The sequence below is a fragment of the Cupriavidus sp. SIMBA_020 genome (genome assembly GCF_046535395.1).
In the GTDB taxonomy this organism is placed as follows: Bacteria; Pseudomonadota; Gammaproteobacteria; order Burkholderiales; family Burkholderiaceae; genus Cupriavidus; species Cupriavidus campinensis.
Map to the genome: position 1 here is coordinate 96277 of NZ_JAWRWU010000006.1, position 16835 is coordinate 113111.

Sequence of the window (16835 nt, forward strand, 5' to 3'; positions counted from 1 at the left end):
CGCTCAGGCGGCCTTGCGTTCCAGGCTGCGTTTCACGCGCCAGTTGTAGGGGGTTTCGCCCACAAAGCGCTTGAACACGGTGGTGAAGTGCGATTGCGAGCGGAAGCCGCAATGCATGGCCACGTCGAGAATCGTCTGGCCGGTGGCGGTCAGCAGCGACTGCGCGTGTTCCACGCGCCGCCGCAGCAGGTATTCGTGCGGACGCAGGCCGGTGGCGCGACGGAACTGCGCCGCGAAGTGCATGCGCGTGAGGCCGGTGCTTTGCGCGATATCGGCCAGGCCAATCGCTTCGGACAAATGAGCGTCGATGTAGTCGGTGGCGCGGCGCAGGCGCCACGGCGGCAGCGGCGCCAGGCTGCCGCCCGTGGCTTCCGTCGCACCGGCCTGGAAGTGCCGCGCCACCAGGCGCGAGACGATGGCCAGGCTCACGCTCTCCACGAAGATGCGGCTCGCGCCGGCGTCCTGCACCTGCGTCATCGCCAGGGCCTGGCCGAGCCGCTCGAGCGCCGGGTCCTGCAGCAGCCTGGGCGAGTCCAGCACGATGTCGCCGGCATGGGGGCGATCGAACAGGTCGGCGTGGCATTCGGCCAGCACCGCCTGCGTGGCATACAGGTGGAGCACGTCGGCGGGCGCCTGGAAGGTGGCGCGTACCGGTACGCCCGGCGCGGTCACCTGCACCGCGCCGGCGGTGATGCGCCCGTCCACCAGCGGCCGGCCTGCATGCACGAACGCCAGCGTGGTGCAGCGCAGGTTCATGGCGATGCAGTGGTGGGTGTCGGCGCCGGGGTGGTAGACCTGGAGCGGTTCGCTGGGCTCGAGCGTCCAGCGCGAGACCGGGATCTGGGCGCCCGTTTCGTGGGAGGGTGCGCGCCACTGCTGCTCGGCGCCGATGAGCCCTGGTGGCGCGGACGGGCGGGCGGTACTGACCGGGATGAGCGAAGCGTGATGCATGACGGCCCCTTTTGAACTGAACGTTGAAGCGGTTCCGGGCCGCTAGACCCAGCATGGCTTCAAGGTATATCAGGCAAAGAGGGCCGAATAGCCCTACAAACGGTTGCGCACGGTGTCAAATGGTTTGCGCAATTCATACCTTGGTTTAGTCGGCCAGGGGCGCTGGCCACCAAGAAAAACGGGCTTCCGAGGAAGCCCGTCGCCCGCTGGATAGTACGCGGTCTCGTGCGAAAGTGCTTTCAGGCGCTGACGGGCGCGCCGCCCGCCGCCGACTCCTTGGCGAACAGGCTCTTGGAGGCCGCCACATGGCTGGCCAGCACCGGCCGCAACACCACCACGGCCAGGAAAGCCGCCGTCAGATCCATGCATGCCACGGTGTAGAGCACCGTGGACCACGTGCCCGTGGCCTCCATCATCAGGTTGCCGATCGGCACGAACAGCGCGCCAATCCCCTTCGCCGTGTAGAGCACGCCGTAGATCTTGCCGATGTGCTTGGTGCCGAAGGCGTCGCCTGCCAGTGCCGAGAACAGCGAGTAGACCTCGCCCCAGGCCAGGAACACCACGGCGGACAGGATCAGGAACGCGTACGGGTTGCTGCCGAAATACCCGAGCGCGATGATCCCAATGCCCTCCAGCGTGAAGGCGATCACCATCGTCTTCTCCCGGCCGATATGGTCCGAGATCCACCCGAACAGCGGCCGCGAGATGCCGTTCATGATGCGGTCCAGCATCAGCGCCAGCGGCAGGGCCGCCATCACGAAGAAGTGGAGATCGACCTTGAAGTCCTTGACGCCGAGATCCTTGGCGATGACGCCGAGCTGGGCCACGGCCATCATGCCCCCGGTCACCACCAGGATGAACATCATGAACATCAGCCAGAACAGCTTGGTGCTCATGGCCTCCTTGAGCGTGTAGTCGCGCGTGGCCTGGGCCAGCTTGTGCGACGCCCGGGTTTCCTGGGCACGCGGCGAGCGCAGGAACCACGCGGCCACAAAGGCGATGGAGCCCTGCAGCACGCCGAAGAAGAAGAACGTGTCCTGGAAGCCGGACGACTCGATCATCGCCGCAATGGGCAGGATCGTGGCCGCCGAGCCCGCGCCGTAGCCGCCGGCGGTCAGGCCAACTGCCAGCCCGCGCCGGTCCGGGAACCATTTCAGGGCGTTGTTGATGCAGGTGGCATAGATCGACCCGACGCCAATCCCGCCCACTGCCGCGCCGAAGTAGAAGCCCGCCAGGGTGGTGGCCTGCGAGTTGATGATCCAGGCCGCGCCGATGAACAGCGCGCCGAACGCCACCATCAGGCGTGGGCCAAACTTGTCGATGAAGTAGCCCTCCACCGGCGCGAGCCAGGTCTGGACCAGCACGAACAGCGTGAACGCCACCTGGATCTGGGCGCGTGGCCAGCCGTAGGTCTGCTGGATTTCCGGCACGAACAGCGTCCAGGCGTACTGGATGTTGGCCGTGGCCACCATGCAGACGACGCCAAAGGCGAGCTGGATCCAGCGGGTCCGTTCCGATGTCTGCTGGTTCGGGGTGAGTGCGGCGGAGGATGGGCTAGTCATGGCGCGCTCCCTGGGTCGTTTGTTGTGGCATGTCCGGCTGCATGTTTGTCTCCTGTTTCCTGGTTGCGATGTGCGCTCGCGAAAGGAATAAATCGTATGCCAGCCCATTTATCGCTTGGGCGGTCAAATACAAAGTATGTGATATACCAGGGCAGCGCAAGATAAAGACGCAGCAGGGTTTTCACCAAATACAGTGATTATCGGAATCAATGCTGCCGGCTCAGATGAGGGAGGAATCAATAATGGCCAAAAAAAATGCCCGCAGGCGTCCCGGCGGGCGGAGGCACGTTGCGTGACACCAGTCCGCAGCATGTAGCTGCAGTTATACGCACAAAATAAAGGGCGCGTACGTGGTTTTCCGCCAAATGACAGAAATGTAATGCAGATAATCCACACGGTGCGATGGATTAATCTCAGGATTGACGCGATGCGGAAAAATGAAAATGTGTGGGAATAAGCGGCAGGACGCCGCCCGGGGATAAATGCCGCGAGTCTGATTGATGGATTATCTGCGGGGATGAATCAGATTAACTCATGAATCCGCGCGAAGGCCGCGCGGGATCGTACGGGGAAAATCAACCCCAGTGCCGCACCCGGCCGGTATCCATGTGCACGAAGTTGTCGCGCGTGTAGATGCCCACGCCGCCGCCGCCCAGCGACACCGCCGCATCGCGCAGGTCTGCCAGCGGCACGCCGGGCAGGCGGATGTCGATGGCCATGCCGTCCATGTGCAGGCTGCGCCGGGCCACGCCACCGCCCCGGGTCTTGCGCAGGCGCTCATTGGTGACCGGGCTGCGGTAGCCGGAAATTACCTCGAACGCCTGGTCGGCGCCCAGCACGCCGCGCAGGTCGGCGAGCAGTCCGAGCAGCTTCGGATCGATGTCGCCGACGTCGCCGGAGTAGTGGTCGCGCAGGAAGCGGTTCAGCGCCTGCTGGGCGTCCGGCAGCACGTGGTCGCCCATCGCGTAGACCAACGAGATCTGCTCGCCGGTATGCGTATGCGAGAACGACAGCGCCCGGGCCCCGGGCACGCTGGCCAGCGCCAGACGCGGCACCGCCAAGGCGGACAAGCCAGCGGCAAGGGCCACAGCGCTGGACTGGCGAAGGAAGCGGCGGCGGGCTGGCGTGTTGCGGGTATGCGTCATGGCGATGGGGGCGAAAGGGGGCGAAGGGGTCGATCCGCGCGATCGGTGGTCAGGAAGGACGCGCCGGACTGGCCGCAGCATCCGTCGTGGGGCTTTGCCGCCGCACGGCACGCTGCTGAAGCGCCTGTTCGAGCACTTTGTCCTGCCCATATATGTCAGCGAGGAAGTATACCCGGCCATCGGCCCGCGCAATCGCCGTGCCATAGGCCAGCACCACCGGCAACGGCGCCTGCAGGGACACCGTGTTCGAGCTGCCCTTGGTCATCGCCTGACGGATGCGCGCCTCGGTCCAGTCCGGCTGGTCCTGGAGGACAAACTTTGCGAGTTCGACCGGCGCCTCCACGCGGATGCAGCCATGGCTGAAATCGCGCCGGTCGCGCTCGAACAGCTGCGGCGACGGTGTGTGATGGAGGTAGATGTTCTGGTTGTTCGGAAACACGAACTTGATGTCGCCCAGCGCGTTCAGCGGCCCGGGCCGCTGGCGGATGCGCATCTTGCCGGCCAGCACCGCGCTCAGGTTGGCCTCGTTCAGCGTCGGCACGGCCGTCGTGCCGGACACGAATTCGAAGCCCTGCCGCGTGAAATAGCCCGGATCGCGCCGGAAGCGCGGCACCAGCTCCGCCCGCGCGATGGAGGGCGGCACGTTCCAGTACGGGCTGAACTCGATATAGCGCATGTCCTCCTCGAACAGCGGCGTGCGGGTGTCCAGCGCCTTGCCGACGATGACCTTCATCTCCAGCCGGATGTCGAGCTTGCCGTCGCGGTAGTCGTAGGCGCGCAGCACGAATTCCGGCACGTTGACCACGATCATGCGCGGGCCGTCGGCCAGCGGGGTCCAGCGCAGCCGCTCCATGGTCAGCGCGATCTGCCTGACGCGCGCCGCCGGCGGCGTATTCAGCTGGGCCAGCGTGCCCTTGCCGATTACGCCATCGGCGGTCACGCCATGACGGGACTGGAAGGCCTTCACGGCTTCCACCAGCGCGCCCTTGTAGCCGTCCGTCGCAGGCGTGCCCGCTGGCAGGTCGCCCAGTGCCGCCAGCCGCTGGGCCAGCTGGGGCAAGGCGCTGTAGGGCTGCCCCGGCGTCAGCTTGCCACCGGGCGGCGCGGGTAGCGGCGCAGCCCACAGCGGCTCGGCGGCTAGCGCGCGATAGCGGGCCAGCGCCGTGCGCAGCGTGCCATAGAGCGGGAACGACGGCGGCGCCTCGCGGATCGCGTCGGGCAGCCGGTCGGCCGCCAGCGCGGCGCGCAGGGTGGCGTCCGGATCGAACGGCTTTTCCTTCGAGACATCGAAGCCCGCATGCACCTTGCGCGGATCCACGCGTCCCCGGCGCAGGTCGGACAGAAAGTGTTGCATCGACTGGGTCAGTGCGCCGTCGATGCGCTCCACGGCCTCCGGCGCCAGCGCGGGGCCGGCAGCGGCCTGCGTGACCGCGCGGCCCAGCGATTCGGCGTCGTAATCCTGGGCCTCGAGCCCGTCCGCGCCGGCATCGCTCAGTGCCGTCACGGCCTGCCGCGCGGCCTGCGTCGGCTTGCCATCGACAAACCAGAGCGGCTCCGCCCATGCGCTGGCCGCGCCGCAGAGCAGCCACGCCACGCAGGTCGCGGCAAGGCGGTGGCGGGCACGGGAGGGGGAAGGGGCGGGCGGGATCGGCGGCGTTACGGCAAATGTCATCGTCATTGGCATGGGCGAGTGCATTGCGGGAACGGGGTATCGTACCCGATCGCCATGCGACGGTCGCTCACCCGGGCGGCAATCTCCTCGTCGTGCGTAACCAGCATCAGCGCCGCGCCGGTCTCCGCGCAGGCTTCGAGTATCAGCGCCAGGGTGTCTTGCTGCGTTACCGGGTCCAGCCGCGAGGTGGGTTCGTCGGCGAACAGGAAGGCGGGCGTCAGCAGCAGCGCACGCAGCAGCGCAAAGCGCTGGAGTTCGCCGCCAGACACCGCGCCCGGCCGCCGCGCGAGCAGGTGCGGCGCCAGTTTCAACCGTTTGAGCAGCGGCGCGATGCGCGTCCGGTCGATCCGGTGCAGCGCGGCCAGATCCTCCAGCGCGCGGCCAATGCTGGCATGTGGGGCGAACGCGCCGGCAGGGTCCTGGTAAAGCTTCTGATAACGCACTTTTTGGATCCGATCCGGCCGATGCACCGTCCCGGCGTCCGGCGCGACCAGCCCCAGCAGCACGTTGCCGAGCGTGGACTTGCCGCTGCCGCTGGGCCCGGTCACCGCCAGCCGCTCCCCGGCGTGCAGGGTGACGTCGAGGGACCGGAACAAGCTGCGGTCGCCGAATTGCTTGCTCACGCCGCACGCGCGCAGGATTTCATCGCCACCGGGCGACGGCGCGCGCACCGCCGGCCAGTTCGCCGGTTCGGCGGCCACCAGCGCGCGGGTATAGGCATGGCCGGGAGCGCCGAGGACCGCCGCGGCATCGCCCCGTTCGACCAGCCTGCCGTCGAGCATGACCGCCACATCGCCCCCCAGCGCGCGGGCCACGGCGATGTCGTGGGTGATCGTCAGCAGCGCGCAGCCTTCGCCCAGCGCCGCCTGCAACCGGGCCACCAGTTCATCGCGCCAGACGCGGTCGAGGCCCTTGGTCGGCTCATCGACAATCAGCACCGGCGCGCCGCCCGCCCGCGTGATGGCGAACGCCACCCGCTGCGCCATGCCGCCAGACAGCGTCGTCGGCCACGCCTGCGCCGCGTGCGCCATGCCCAGCCCGTGCAGGTCGTGCAAGGCACGGCGCCACGCCTGCGCGTTGCCGAGTCCGGCCAGCGCATGCGTCTCCGCCAGTTGCCGGCCCACCCGCATGGTCGGATCGAGCGCAAACCACGGCTCCTGCGGCAGTAGCGCCAGTTGGCGGCCCCACATTGCCCGCCGCGTGGCGGGGTCGGCGGCGTCGCAGCGGCGGCCATCGACGGTGAGCGTGCCGCCCGCGCGCAGGCCGCGCGGCAGCGTGCCCATCAGCGCATGCGCCAGCAGGCTCTTGCCGGAGCCGCTTTCGCCGAGCAGCGTCAGGGCGCGTCCCGCCTCCAGCGTGAACGACACCGGCGCAAGCAGCTGGCCATCGGCGCTGGCTACGCTCAGCGCATCCACGGCCAGCAGGGGATGGGTGTCGATGCGGGTCATGCGGCGGCCTCCGCCGGCGCGCCGGTCGATACCAGCACCAGCCCCAGGATGGCGAGGCCGAGCAGCAGGATCGGCCAGGCGATGATCCACGGCGCCTCCGCCGCGTAAGGGAGCAGCTCGGTCATCATCAGTCCCAGTTCAGCCGCCGGCGGCTGCGCGCCCAGGCCGACAAAGCCCATTGCCGCCAGCGCCAGCACCGCCGCGCCGGCGCCAAAACTCATCAGCGTGGCCAGCAGCGGCGCCAGTTCCGGCAGCAGGTGCCGCCGCACGATATAGCCCGGACCAAAGCCGAGCAGCCGCGCCGCTTCCACATGATGGCTGGCCAGCACCACGCGCGCCGTGGCCCGCGTCACGCGGTAGTACTCGACCCACAGCACCAGCGACAGGCCGACATAGAGCGGCCAGTAGTCGCCCGGCGCGAACGCGCTCAGCAGCAACACCAGCAGCAGGCCCGGCAGCGCCAGCACCGCGTCCGCCACGGCGCCGGTCAGGCGCTCGGTCCAGCCGCCGCGCCACGCAGCCAGCAGGCCCAGCAGCGTGCCCGGCACGGCGGCGGAGGCCACGCTCAGCAGCGCCAGCCCGAGCGAGAGCCGCGCCGCGCTGGCCAGCCGCGCCAGCATGCTGCGGCCCAGATGGTCGGTGCCGAGCGGCTCGGCCAGTTGCGGCACCTGGAGAATGCCGTAGAGGTTCTGCTCGAACGGCGCGCGCGGCGCCAGCCAGGGGCCGACGATGGCAAACAGCGCCAGCATCAGCAGCAGGGCGGCGCCGGCTTTGCGGCGGGGATGCCAGGTCATCGGCCCCTCCCGATGCGCACGCGCGGATCGATCGCCGCGCAGGCCAGATCCACCAGCGTATTGAGCGCCACGAACAGCAGCCCCATGACCAGCGCCGTGCCCTGGATCATCGGTACATCGCGCCCGAAGATCGCGTGCACCAGCGCATGGCCGATGCCGGGCCATGCGAACAGCGTCTCGATCACCACCACGCCCTCCACCAGAAAGACCAGTTGCACGCCGAGGTAGGCCACCAGCGGCACGGCGGCATTACGCACGCCGTGGCGCAGCAGCGCGGCCCGGTCAGAGAGCCCCTTGGTGCGCGCGAACAGGAAATACGGCGAGGCGGTCACCGTGGCCATCGCATCGCGCGCCACGCGCATCGCCGTGGCGGAGAGGCCCAGCCCCAGCGTGAGCGCCGGGGCGATCAGCGAGCCGTGCGCGGCATCGCCGCCGGCCGGAATCAGGCCGAGTTGCACCGCCAGCACGGCCACCAGCACGATGCCGAGCACGAACGGCGGCAGCGCGCGCAGCAGCACGGACAGCCACAGCGTCAGCCGGTCCAGCCGGCCAGCGGGCCGCAGACCCGCCGCGAAGCCGAGCGGCACGGCGATGGCGCACGACACCGCCAGCGCCGCCAGCGCCAGCGACAGCGTATGGCCCAGTTGATGGGCGATTTCGGCGGCCACCGGCGCGCCCGTCACCGCCGAGACGCCCAGGTCCATCCGCAGCAGGTGCCCCCACCACGCCACGAGGCTCTCGAACCACGGCAGGCCGAGTCCCAGCTCCATGCGCACCGCTTCGGCGGCCTGCGCGGTGACCATGTCGTAGCCATAGCGGCCGGCGGCGATCCGGAACGCCATGTCGCCGGGCAACAGCCGCATCATCAGGAAGCTCACCGTGCCGACCAGCGCGGCCACCACGAGCGCCTGCACGCCGCGCTGGAGCACGATGCGGGCAAGCTGGCGCGCCGTGTCGCGCCGGAAGGTGGCGGTAGGCTCGGCCACCGGGGCGGCGCCGGGCAGGGCGGCGCGGGTCAGGTTTTCCATTGCAGTTGCGTCAGCCGGTAGGAACGTTCGAAAGGATCGATGGACACCCCCGCCAGCCGGGGGCTGGCCGCCAGCGTCTGGCGATACCAGACCACGGGGATCAGCGGCATCGCGTCGTGCAGGGTGTCCGCCACCTGCCGGCGCAGCGCCTCGGCGCGCGGGCCTTCCGGCGTGGACGGCAACGCGGCCAGCGCCGCCGTCACCACCGGCGACGACCAGCGCATCGGCCCCCAATCCCCACCCTGGCCCGCAAAGTCCTGCGCCACCGCGCCGAAGGCGTCCGGCACCACGCCAAAGTTGCGCGCCAGCAGGCCCACTTCGAGCGTGCCGTCGCGATGCCCGAACGGAATGTCGCTCGAATTGCCCACCGCCACGCGCACCGCCACGCCCACCTGCCGCCACTGCTCCTGGATGGCGGCGGCGATCACCGGCAGCTCGGGGCGGTCCGGGAAGGTGCGCAGCGTCAGCGCGAGCCGATCCGGGCCGCGCCGCAGCAGGCCGTCGGCATCGGGCCGGAAGCGGGCCTCAGCCAGCAGGCCGCGCGCGGCGGCAGGGTCGTAGCCCAGCGCGGGCAGGCGCGGATCGTGCCAGGCGGGCAGGGCGGGCGGGAACAGCTGGCCTGCCGCCAGTGAAGGGTCCCGCAGGATGGCGCTGGCAATGCCGCGCCGGTCCAGCGCCAGTGCCAGCGCGCGGCGCACCCGCACATCGGCCAGCAGGGGATGGCTGGCATTGAGTTTCAGCAGCGTGGTCCGGGGAACGGTCACGGCATGCACGGCCACGGCGCGGCCACGCTGGAGCCGTGCGATGCTGCCCGGGTCGAGCCCATAGGCCAGATGGGCTTGTCCGGCCTCGGCCATCAGCGCGCGCATCTCGGCGCGGCCCACTGACAGATACTCGGCATGCGTCACGGCCGGCCGGGCGCCGTGCCAGCCGTCGAACGCCTCCACGGCGAAGTGCTGCGGCGGCGCGAGTTCGGTCACGCGGTACGGGCCCGATCCGATGATCGCGCGCACCGTGCCATCGGCGCCGAACGAGGCCGGCGCCAGCACCTGCGTGCTGCTATGGGAGAGCAGCGCCAGCAGGGGGGCGAAGGGGCGCGCGAGACGGATGTGGACCGCATCGGCCTCTGCATCGGCCTCTGCATCGATCCCCGCGATAGGCGCGGCACCCAGCACCCCGGCGGCGTGACGGGCGCGCCCGAGGGCAGCGACCACATCGGAGGCCATCACCGGCGTGCCGTCATGGAAACGCGCGCCCGGCCGCAGCGCGAAGCGCCATTGCAGGCCGTCTGGCGACATCTGCCAGCCAGCCGCCAGCCCCGCTACCGGCACGCCGGCCGCGTCGTAGTCGACCAGCGTCTCGGTGACCTGCATGCGCGAGAACAGATAGCCGTTGCGCAGCGGATCGAGGCTGGAAAGCTCCCATGGCCCGATCACGCGCAAGGTGGGCAGCGGCTGGGCGAACACGGCTTTCCCAGCGCCCACCGTCGACACAATCGGCGCCGCCAACGCAGCCTTCAGCAGCCGCCTGCGCTTCCCAATGTTCCCCATGGCGTCAGTAGCTGAGCCGCAGGCCCAGCCGCACCGTGCGGCCCGCGCCCGGCAGCACCCAGACGCTGCTGTACGAACTGGCGTACCAGGTCTTGTTGAACAGGTTGTCCACGTTCAGCGTCACGCGCACGGTCTTGCTGTACTGCCAGTAGGCCAGCAGGTCCGCCAGCGTGTAGGCGGGCAGCGAGAAGCTGTTCTGCGCATCGCCCGACCGCTTGCCGACGTAGCGCACGCCGCCGCCCACGCCATAGCGCTGCCCAATGGGCGCGGCGTCCTCGTAGACCGCCATCAGGCTGCCGCTGGTACGCGGGATATTGAGCAGCGGCGTGCCGGCGGCCAGCGTGCTGTCCTCGGTGATCTCCGCATCGGTATAGGCCAGATTGCCGCTCAGGCGCCAGTGCTTGCCAAGCTGCCCGGCCACGTCGAGTTCCACGCCCCGGCTGCGCGCCTCGCCGGCAGCCACCGAGTAGGACGGATCGACCGGGTTCGCGGTCAGCACGTTGCGCTTGCGGATCTCGTACACGGCCAGCGTGCCGCCGATGCGGCGGTCGTCGCTGTCCACCTTCACGCCGGCCTCCACGGCGCGGCCGTGCTCGGGCGAGAACGCGTTGCCTGCGGCGTCGCTGCCGGCGTTGGGCCGGAACGAGCGGCTGGCGTTGGCGAACAGCGACACATTGTGGCTGGCCAGATAGGTCAGCCCCACGCGCGGCGACACCGCCGTCTGGTGCTGGCTGGTCTCCGTGCCGCGCAGCCGGTTGTCGAGCGACTGATTGAACGTATCGAAGCGCACGCCCGCCAGCAGCCGCCAGCGCTCGCCCAGCCGCAACTGGTCCTGCGCATAGAGGCCGAGGCTGGTCTGGCGCTCGTAGGTGTCGGTGTTGGGGGCCAGCGCGGGCGGCGTCTGGCCGTACACGGGCTGGTAGATGTCGATGGCGTAGGGCGCGGCGGCGCTGGGGTTGCGCCGCAGCTGCACCTGCGTATTGGCGAAGCGGTAGGTGTCGAGGCCGACGATCACCTCGTGCCCGACCGGCCCGGTGGTGAACTTGCCGGTCACATCGGCCTGCAGCGACACATCGTCGGACTGATAGTCCCGATAGCGCCGCTGCCGCGTCAGCGTACGGTTGTCCGCCTGCAGCGCGCTCGCCTCGGTCGAATAGCCTTCCAGGCTGCCACCGCGATAGGCCACGGCCAGCCGGCCCTTCCAGTCGGGCGAGAACTGGTGCTCCACGCTCAACTGGTGCGACTGGCTGTCCAGCCGCATCGCGCCGTCATCGGGCTCGCCCAGGAAGCGCGAGCGCGGCACCGCGCCGAGCCGGCCCTGCACCGCCACCACGCCACGGTCCAGCGGCGTGGTGAAGCGCTGGAATTCGCCCGCGTACTGGACGATGGTGTCGGCGCCGAGCATCCACGTCAGGGACGGCGCCACCAGATAGCGCTGGCTGTCGATGAAGTCCCGCGTGCTGCCTTGGTGGTCGGCCACGGCCACCAGCCGGCCTGCCAGCGTCTCGGTAATCGGCCCGGTGAGGTCGGCGGCGGCGCGGTAGCCATCGCGGCTGCCCACCTCCAGGTCATAGGTCTGGCCGGGCTGGAAGCGCGGCTGCTTGGTGACGATGTTGAGGCTGCCGCCGGGCTCGCCGCTGCCATAGAGCGACGAGGTCGGCCCCTTCAGCACCTCCACGCGCTCGATGGTGGCGGCATCGCGCGGGGCGGTGAAGCCCCGGTTCGCCGTGAAGCCGTTGACCAGATAGGCCGCGCCGGTGTTCTCGTTGCCGGAGAAGCCGCGGATCGCGTAGTTGTCCCAGAGGCCGCCGAAGCTGTTCTGGCGCGCCACGCCGCTCGCGTAGTCGAAGGTCTGGTCCAGCCGCGTGGCGCCGATATCGTCCAGCAGCGCGCGCGGCAGCACCCGCACAGACTGCGGCACCTCACGCAGCGGGGTTTCGGTCCGCGTGGCGCCGCTGGCCAGCGCCGGCGCGTAGGCGTCGTCCAACTGGCTGACCACGGACACCTCGGGCAGGAGCGGGGCGTCGTCAGCCTCGGCGGCGGATGCCATGGCGGTTGCCGTGGCGGTGGTCGTGACAAGCGCGGCGTAGCGCAGCCGGTGGCGGCGGGCGGAAAAATAGCGGGTTCGCATCGATGAAAACGGTTTGGCGGAGCGGGCGGGGCGACTTCCTTTTTGCAACAGGGTTGCATTATAGGGAGGTTTGAGACGGATACGCCACCACTTTTTCCGCAGATCGACATGCGAAACGTCCGCAACAAAACTATTGAAAAGGCGCCCGAAAAAATTGACTTCAGCCGCGCGGGCCGGCGGCGTAGCCTGTGCGGATCCCTATCCTGACCGCCCCCATGCCCGAGCTGGCCGACCTCGTCACGCCTTCGCCGCCCTCGTGGATGCCGCAGACCACGGGCTGGCTCGTGGTGGCGTTGATCCTCCTGGCCGGCCTTGCCTGGCTGGGCTGGCGCGCCGGGCGGCGCTGGTACGCCAACCGCCATCGGCGCGCGGCGCTGGCGGAACTGGCGCGCTGGACGCCCCGGCTGGCTGGCGACGATCGCACCCGGGCCCAGGCCCTGCTGGCGCTGGCCGAACTGCTCAAGCGGGTGGCCCTGGCCGAATGGCCGCGCGAGGCCGTCGCGTCCTTGTCCGGCGCCAGCTGGCACCAATTCCTCCATGCCCATGCGGGCACCGCCACTGACGCCGTGCCCGGTCTCGCCGCGCTGGTCGATGACGCCGAGTACCGGGGCGCCGTCGTGCTGGCCGCATGGCCGCCGCAACAGGCCCATGCCACTGCCGATGCCTGCCGCCGGTGGATCGCGGCCTACCGTCGGGATAGCCGGGATAGCCGGGATAGCCGGGATAGCCGGGATAGCCGGGATAGCCGGGATAGCCGGGATAGCCGGGACTCGCCGCCCAAGCGCCGATGATCGTCTTCGCCTATCCGTGGCTGTTCACGCTATTGCCCCTGCCGCTGCTGGTCTGGTGGCGGCTGCCGCCGTACCGGGAGCGCAGCGCCTCCGTGCGGCTGCCGTTCTTCGAGGAAGTGGCCGATGCGGTCGGCCTGAAGCCGGCCACCGGCGCCCACGTGCCGCGCCGCAACCTCGTCCAGCGCGTATTGGCCCCGATTGCCTGGGCGCTGGTGGTGACGGCGCTGGCCCGGCCGCAGTTCCTGGAGCCCCCGCTATATAAGAAGGAGCCCGTGCGCGACCTGCTGGTGGCGCTGGACCTCTCCCAGTCGATGGATACCCGCGATTTCCGCGACACCGCCGGCGCGCTGGACACCCGCGTGCACGCCGTGCGCCAGGTGGTGGGGGATTTCGTCGCCCACCGCCCCGGCGACCGCATCGGCCTGATCGTCTTCGGCGATGCCCCGTACCCGCTCGCCCCCTTCACGCTGGACCACGCGCTGGTGGCTACGCTGATCGCGGACATGGTGCCCGGCATGGCCGGCGCCAGCACGTCGCTGGGCGATGCCATCGGCCTCGGCATCAAGCTGTTCGACCACAGCCACGCCGCCGAGAAGGTGATGATCGTGCTGACCGATGGCAACGACACCGCCAGCCGCATGCCGCCGGCGCAGGCCGCCGAGATTGCCCGCACGCGCGGGGTGGTGGTGCATACGGTCGGTATCGGCGACCCGGCGGCCACGGGCGAGGCCAAGGTCGATCTGGACATGCTCAAGCGCATCGCCAGCAGCACCGGCGGGCGTTATTTCTTTGGCGCGGACCAGAACGCGCTGGCGGCGATCTACGCCACGCTGGACCGCGTCACCCCGCATCAGGAAAAGACCCTGAGCTGGCGCCCGCGCCGCGAGCTGTTCATGTGGCCGCTCGGCGTGGCCGTGCTGATCGTGCTGGGCTACCAGCTGGCGATGGCCGCCTATGCGCGCTGGACCCTGCGCGGCGCCCGGCAGCCCACTCCGCGCACCACCCGGCAGGAGCCTGCCGCATGAGCGCGCTGTTCGAATCGCTCGCCCAGTTCCACTTCCTGCGCCCGTGGTGGCTGCTGGTGCTGCTGGCCGCCGTGTGGCTGCCGTGGGCGGTGGGGCGGCAGGGCGATGTGCGCCGGCGCTGGCGCGGCACCATCGCCCCGCATCTGCTCGATGCCCTGGTGGTGGGCGAGACCCGCCGCCGCGCAGTGCGCCCGGTGCATGGGATTGCCGCGCTGCTGGCGCTGGGCGCCATCGCGCTGGCCGGCCCCACCTGGGAGCGCGAGCGCCCGCCGTTCCTCGCCGACAAGGCGCCGCTGGCCATCGCCATCGACCTCGGCACGACCATGGACGCCATCGACGTCAGCCCCACCCGCCTGGAGCGCGCCAAGCTCAAGGTCAAGGCGCTGCTTGCCCACCGCGACGGCGGCCGCACGGCGCTGTATGCCTACGCCGGCTCCACGCATATGGTTCTGCCGCTGACGGATGACGCGGACCTGCTCCAAACCTTCGTCGATGCGCTCCAGACCCGCATCATGCCGGTGCCGGGCAAGGACACCGCGCAGGCCGTGCGCACCATCGACACGGCGCTCGCCAAGGAGCCGGTGCCCGGCACGACCCTGCTGCTGACCGATGGCGTGGAAGCCGGCGCCGCCCGTGCCATGCAGGCGCAACGCGGCAGCCGGCGCACGCAGGTGGTGGTGCTCGCCATCGGCACGGCGGAGGGCGGGCCGCTGCGCGCGGGGGACGGCACCGCGCCCGGGCTCGATGCCGACGGCCTGCACGCCTTGCGGGACAGCGGCATCCCGGTGGCCACGCTGACCACCGACAGCGACGCCGACGTGGCCTGGGTGCAGCGCCACGTGCAATCGCATGTGGAGCAGACCCACGCCAGCGACACGCAGCGCTGGCGCCACGCCGGTTGGCCGCTGACCATCCCTATCGCGCTGCTGGCCGTGCTGTGGTTCCGGAAGGGCTGGTCCGTGCGATGGATCGCCGGGCTGGCCGTGGCGATGGCGCTTGGCGCGCCGCCGATTCCCGCACAGGCCCAGGCTCCAGCCCAAGCCGCAGAGAAATCATGGACCTGGGCCAACCTCTGGCTCACCCCCGACCAGCAAGGCCGGCGCGCCTTCGAACGTGGCGATTACGCCACCGCCGCGCAGCGCTTCACCGATCCGATGTGGCGCGGCGTGGCCTACTACCGCAACGGCCAGTACGCGGAGGCCGCGCGCGCCTTCGGGCAGGTCAACACGACGGATGGACAGTTCAACCTCGGCAACGCGCTGGCGCGGCAGGAAAAATATAAAGAAGCCTCGGCGCGCTATCGGCTGGTGCTGCAACAGCGGCCCGGCTGGCAGCCGGCGCAGAAAAACCTCGCGCTGATGACGCAGATGCTGGCGCGCAAGCCGCCCCCGCAGAGCGACGAGGAGTCGCCCGACATCCCGCCAGACAAAATCGTCGACGACCCGAGCAAGCCCCCGCCGCCGCCCAGCGACCAGACCCAGCAGATGGGCCGCGTGCAGCAGAACGCCGAGATGTGGATGCGGGCGATCCAGACCTCGCCCACGGAGTTGCTGGCGCGCAAGTTCGCGCTCCAGGAGGGCAAGCCATGAGTGCGTGCCGGATGCGTCACGCCGTGGGCGTGCTCCTGCTGTGTGCCGCTACGCTCGCCCACGCGGCCGGGCCCAGCGTGCGGGTCAGGGTGGTCGGGCCGCAGCCGGTGGTGGCGGGCCAGTCGGTACAGGTGGAAGTCACCGTGCTTGCCCCGAACTTCTTCCTGTCCGCGCCGGCCTTCCCGGTGTTGCAGATCCCGGGCGCCGTGGTGACCATGCCGGACGACCGGGGCATCAACTCCACCGAGACCATCGACGGCGCCAGCTTCGCGGGCATCCGCAAGACCTACGTGGTCACGCCGCAGGGCGCGGGGGACTTTGCGCTGCCGCCCATCGAGTTCCGCTTCACCCACGCCGGGAACGATGGCAAACCGCAGACGGCCACCGTCACGCTGCCGCCGACGACGATCCACGCGAGCGGGCAGGCCGGCAAGAGCGGGCAGGGCACGCAGGACACCGTAGCACTGCCGGCTGGCGCGCTCCAGGTAACCCAGCAGTTCGACAAGCCCATCGACGACGACAGCAAGCTGCGCGCCGGCGACGCACTGGTGCGCACCATCACCATCGTCGCGCCGGGCACCCCAGCGATGATGATCGCCCCGCCGGCCCCGCCCGCCCTGCAGCCTCCGCGCGGCGTGCGGCAGTTCCGCGCTGATCCGGTCCTGCAGGACGACGCCTCCGGTGGGCGCCGCATCGAAACCATCACCTATGTGTTCGAGGACAGCGGGCGCCACACCTTGCCGGCGGTGCCGGTGAGCTGGTACGACGCCGCCACGGGCCGGCGCGCTGCCTCGACGGCCCCGGCGGTGACCGTGAACGTGGCGCGTGCGGCACCCGGGTTGGGGCTGTCGCCGTCGGGCGGGCTGGCATGGCGTGCGCCGGCGTGGCTCGACGACATCGACTGGCGCATGACCGGTGCGATCGTCCTCGTGGCGCTGGTGCTGGGCTACGGGCTTTGGCGATGGCGTAGGGAGCACGGTGCCGCGAGCGCCGCATGGCGCGCGCGCTGGCATCGCACCACGGAGACGTGCAGCAACCTCTGGCACCGCTCCGGCCTGCCGCCGCTGAATCCCGGCCAAGGTCCCGGCCAGGACTAGTTCTTTTCCGAAATCATTCAGATCGCACAAAAAAAGTTTGCATTCCTTTCGC

13 protein-coding genes are annotated in these 16835 nt (G+C 70.1%); 4 read left to right on the plus strand and 9 right to left on the minus strand.

What is annotated here, in order from left to right; all coding sequences use genetic code 11:
• Nucleotides 1–3 precede the first annotated feature (3 nt).
• The 9 genes from SB751_RS13840 to SB751_RS13880 all read right to left on the minus strand — a co-directional run bounded on the left by SB751_RS13840 (nucleotide 4) and on the right by SB751_RS13880 (nucleotide 12281).
• Nucleotides 4–951 (minus strand): helix-turn-helix domain-containing protein, encoded by a 948-nt coding sequence (locus SB751_RS13840; RefSeq protein WP_410748136.1) that lies wholly within the window; start codon nucleotides 949–951, stop codon nucleotides 4–6.
• A gap of 239 nt (nucleotides 952–1190) precedes the next feature.
• Nucleotides 1191–2513, minus strand: coding sequence for an oxalate/formate MFS antiporter (gene oxlT, locus SB751_RS13845; RefSeq protein ID WP_144198295.1), 1323 nt, complete (start codon nucleotides 2511–2513; stop codon nucleotides 1191–1193).
• Nucleotides 2514–3088: 575 nt separating this feature from the next.
• Nucleotides 3089–3658, minus strand: a complete 570-nt coding sequence (locus tag SB751_RS13850) for a YcbK family protein (protein WP_313817119.1) — start codon at nucleotides 3656–3658, stop codon at nucleotides 3089–3091.
• A gap of 49 nt (nucleotides 3659–3707) precedes the next feature.
• Nucleotides 3708–5330, minus strand: coding sequence for a murein L,D-transpeptidase (locus tag SB751_RS13855; protein ID WP_246118967.1), 1623 nt, complete (start codon nucleotides 5328–5330; stop codon nucleotides 3708–3710).
• A gap of 2 nt (nucleotides 5331–5332) precedes the next feature.
• The gene (locus SB751_RS13860) at nucleotides 5333–6778 is read right to left on the minus strand and encodes an ABC transporter ATP-binding protein (RefSeq protein ID WP_211942622.1); all 1446 of its coding nucleotides are present in this window, start codon (nucleotides 6776–6778) and stop codon (nucleotides 5333–5335) included.
• On the minus strand, nucleotides 6775–7572 hold the full coding sequence (locus SB751_RS13865; protein WP_144198299.1) for an ABC transporter permease: 798 nt from the start codon (nucleotides 7570–7572) through the stop codon (nucleotides 6775–6777). Before SB751_RS13865 ends, SB751_RS13860 begins: the two co-directional genes overlap by 4 nt.
• Nucleotides 7569–8600: an ABC transporter permease gene (locus SB751_RS13870; RefSeq protein WP_410748137.1), complete on the minus strand. Its 1032-nt coding sequence runs from the start codon at nucleotides 8598–8600 to the stop codon at nucleotides 7569–7571. The genes SB751_RS13865 and SB751_RS13870 overlap by 4 nt, the downstream gene beginning before the upstream one ends.
• Entirely contained in the window at nucleotides 8588–10150 is a 1563-nt protein-coding gene (locus tag SB751_RS13875; protein ID WP_410748138.1) for an ABC transporter substrate-binding protein, read from the minus strand. The genes SB751_RS13870 and SB751_RS13875 overlap by 13 nt, the downstream gene beginning before the upstream one ends.
• 4 nt (nucleotides 10151–10154) lie before the next feature.
• Nucleotides 10155–12281 (minus strand): TonB-dependent siderophore receptor, encoded by a 2127-nt coding sequence (locus SB751_RS13880; RefSeq protein ID WP_410748139.1) that lies wholly within the window; start codon nucleotides 12279–12281, stop codon nucleotides 10155–10157.
• 188 nt (nucleotides 12282–12469) lie between these two features.
• Here SB751_RS13880 and SB751_RS13885 point away from each other — a divergent pair, with 188 nt between their 5' ends.
• From SB751_RS13885 to SB751_RS13900, 4 genes are read left to right on the plus strand one after another with little or no spacing between them, the layout of a single operon-like run.
• Nucleotides 12470–13072, plus strand: a complete 603-nt coding sequence (locus SB751_RS13885; RefSeq protein ID WP_410748140.1) for a DUF4381 domain-containing protein — start codon at nucleotides 12470–12472, stop codon at nucleotides 13070–13072.
• The gene (locus SB751_RS13890) at nucleotides 13069–14097 is read left to right on the plus strand and encodes a vWA domain-containing protein (protein ID WP_144198303.1); all 1029 of its coding nucleotides are present in this window, start codon (nucleotides 13069–13071) and stop codon (nucleotides 14095–14097) included. Before SB751_RS13885 ends, SB751_RS13890 begins: the two co-directional genes overlap by 4 nt.
• Entirely contained in the window at nucleotides 14094–15686 is a 1593-nt protein-coding gene (locus SB751_RS13895) for a vWA domain-containing protein (RefSeq protein ID WP_410748141.1), read from the plus strand. Before SB751_RS13890 ends, SB751_RS13895 begins: the two co-directional genes overlap by 4 nt.
• A complete protein-coding gene (locus SB751_RS13900) occupies nucleotides 15683–16783 on the plus strand; it encodes a BatD family protein (RefSeq protein ID WP_410748142.1) in 1101 nt (366 codons plus the stop codon). Before SB751_RS13895 ends, SB751_RS13900 begins: the two co-directional genes overlap by 4 nt.
• Nucleotides 16784–16835 lie beyond the last annotated feature (52 nt).

Excerpts from the sequence above, each read along its gene's own strand:
- SB751_RS13840 (WP_410748136.1), bottom strand. The coding sequence starts at position 951 with ATGCATCACGCTTCGCTCATCCCGGTCAGTACCGCCCGCCCGTCCGCG.
- oxlT (WP_144198295.1), bottom strand. The coding sequence starts at position 2,513 with ATGACTAGCCCATCCTCCGCCGCACTCACCCCGAACCAGCAGACATCG.
- SB751_RS13850 (WP_313817119.1), bottom strand. The coding sequence starts at position 3,658 with ATGACGCATACCCGCAACACGCCAGCCCGCCGCCGCTTCCTTCGCCAG.
- SB751_RS13855 (WP_246118967.1), bottom strand. The coding sequence starts at position 5,330 with ATGACATTTGCCGTAACGCCGCCGATCCCGCCCGCCCCTTCCCCCTCC.
- SB751_RS13860 (WP_211942622.1), bottom strand. The coding sequence starts at position 6,778 with ATGACCCGCATCGACACCCATCCCCTGCTGGCCGTGGATGCGCTGAGC.
- SB751_RS13865 (WP_144198299.1), bottom strand. The coding sequence starts at position 7,572 with ATGACCTGGCATCCCCGCCGCAAAGCCGGCGCCGCCCTGCTGCTGATG.
- SB751_RS13870 (WP_410748137.1), bottom strand. The coding sequence starts at position 8,600 with ATGGAAAACCTGACCCGCGCCGCCCTGCCCGGCGCCGCCCCGGTGGCC.
- SB751_RS13875 (WP_410748138.1), bottom strand. The coding sequence starts at position 10,150 with ATGGGGAACATTGGGAAGCGCAGGCGGCTGCTGAAGGCTGCGTTGGCG.
- SB751_RS13880 (WP_410748139.1), bottom strand. The coding sequence starts at position 12,281 with ATGCGAACCCGCTATTTTTCCGCCCGCCGCCACCGGCTGCGCTACGCC.
- SB751_RS13890 (WP_144198303.1), top strand. The coding sequence starts at position 13,069 with ATGATCGTCTTCGCCTATCCGTGGCTGTTCACGCTATTGCCCCTGCCG.
- SB751_RS13895 (WP_410748141.1), top strand. The coding sequence starts at position 14,094 with ATGAGCGCGCTGTTCGAATCGCTCGCCCAGTTCCACTTCCTGCGCCCG.
- SB751_RS13900 (WP_410748142.1), top strand. The coding sequence starts at position 15,683 with ATGAGTGCGTGCCGGATGCGTCACGCCGTGGGCGTGCTCCTGCTGTGT.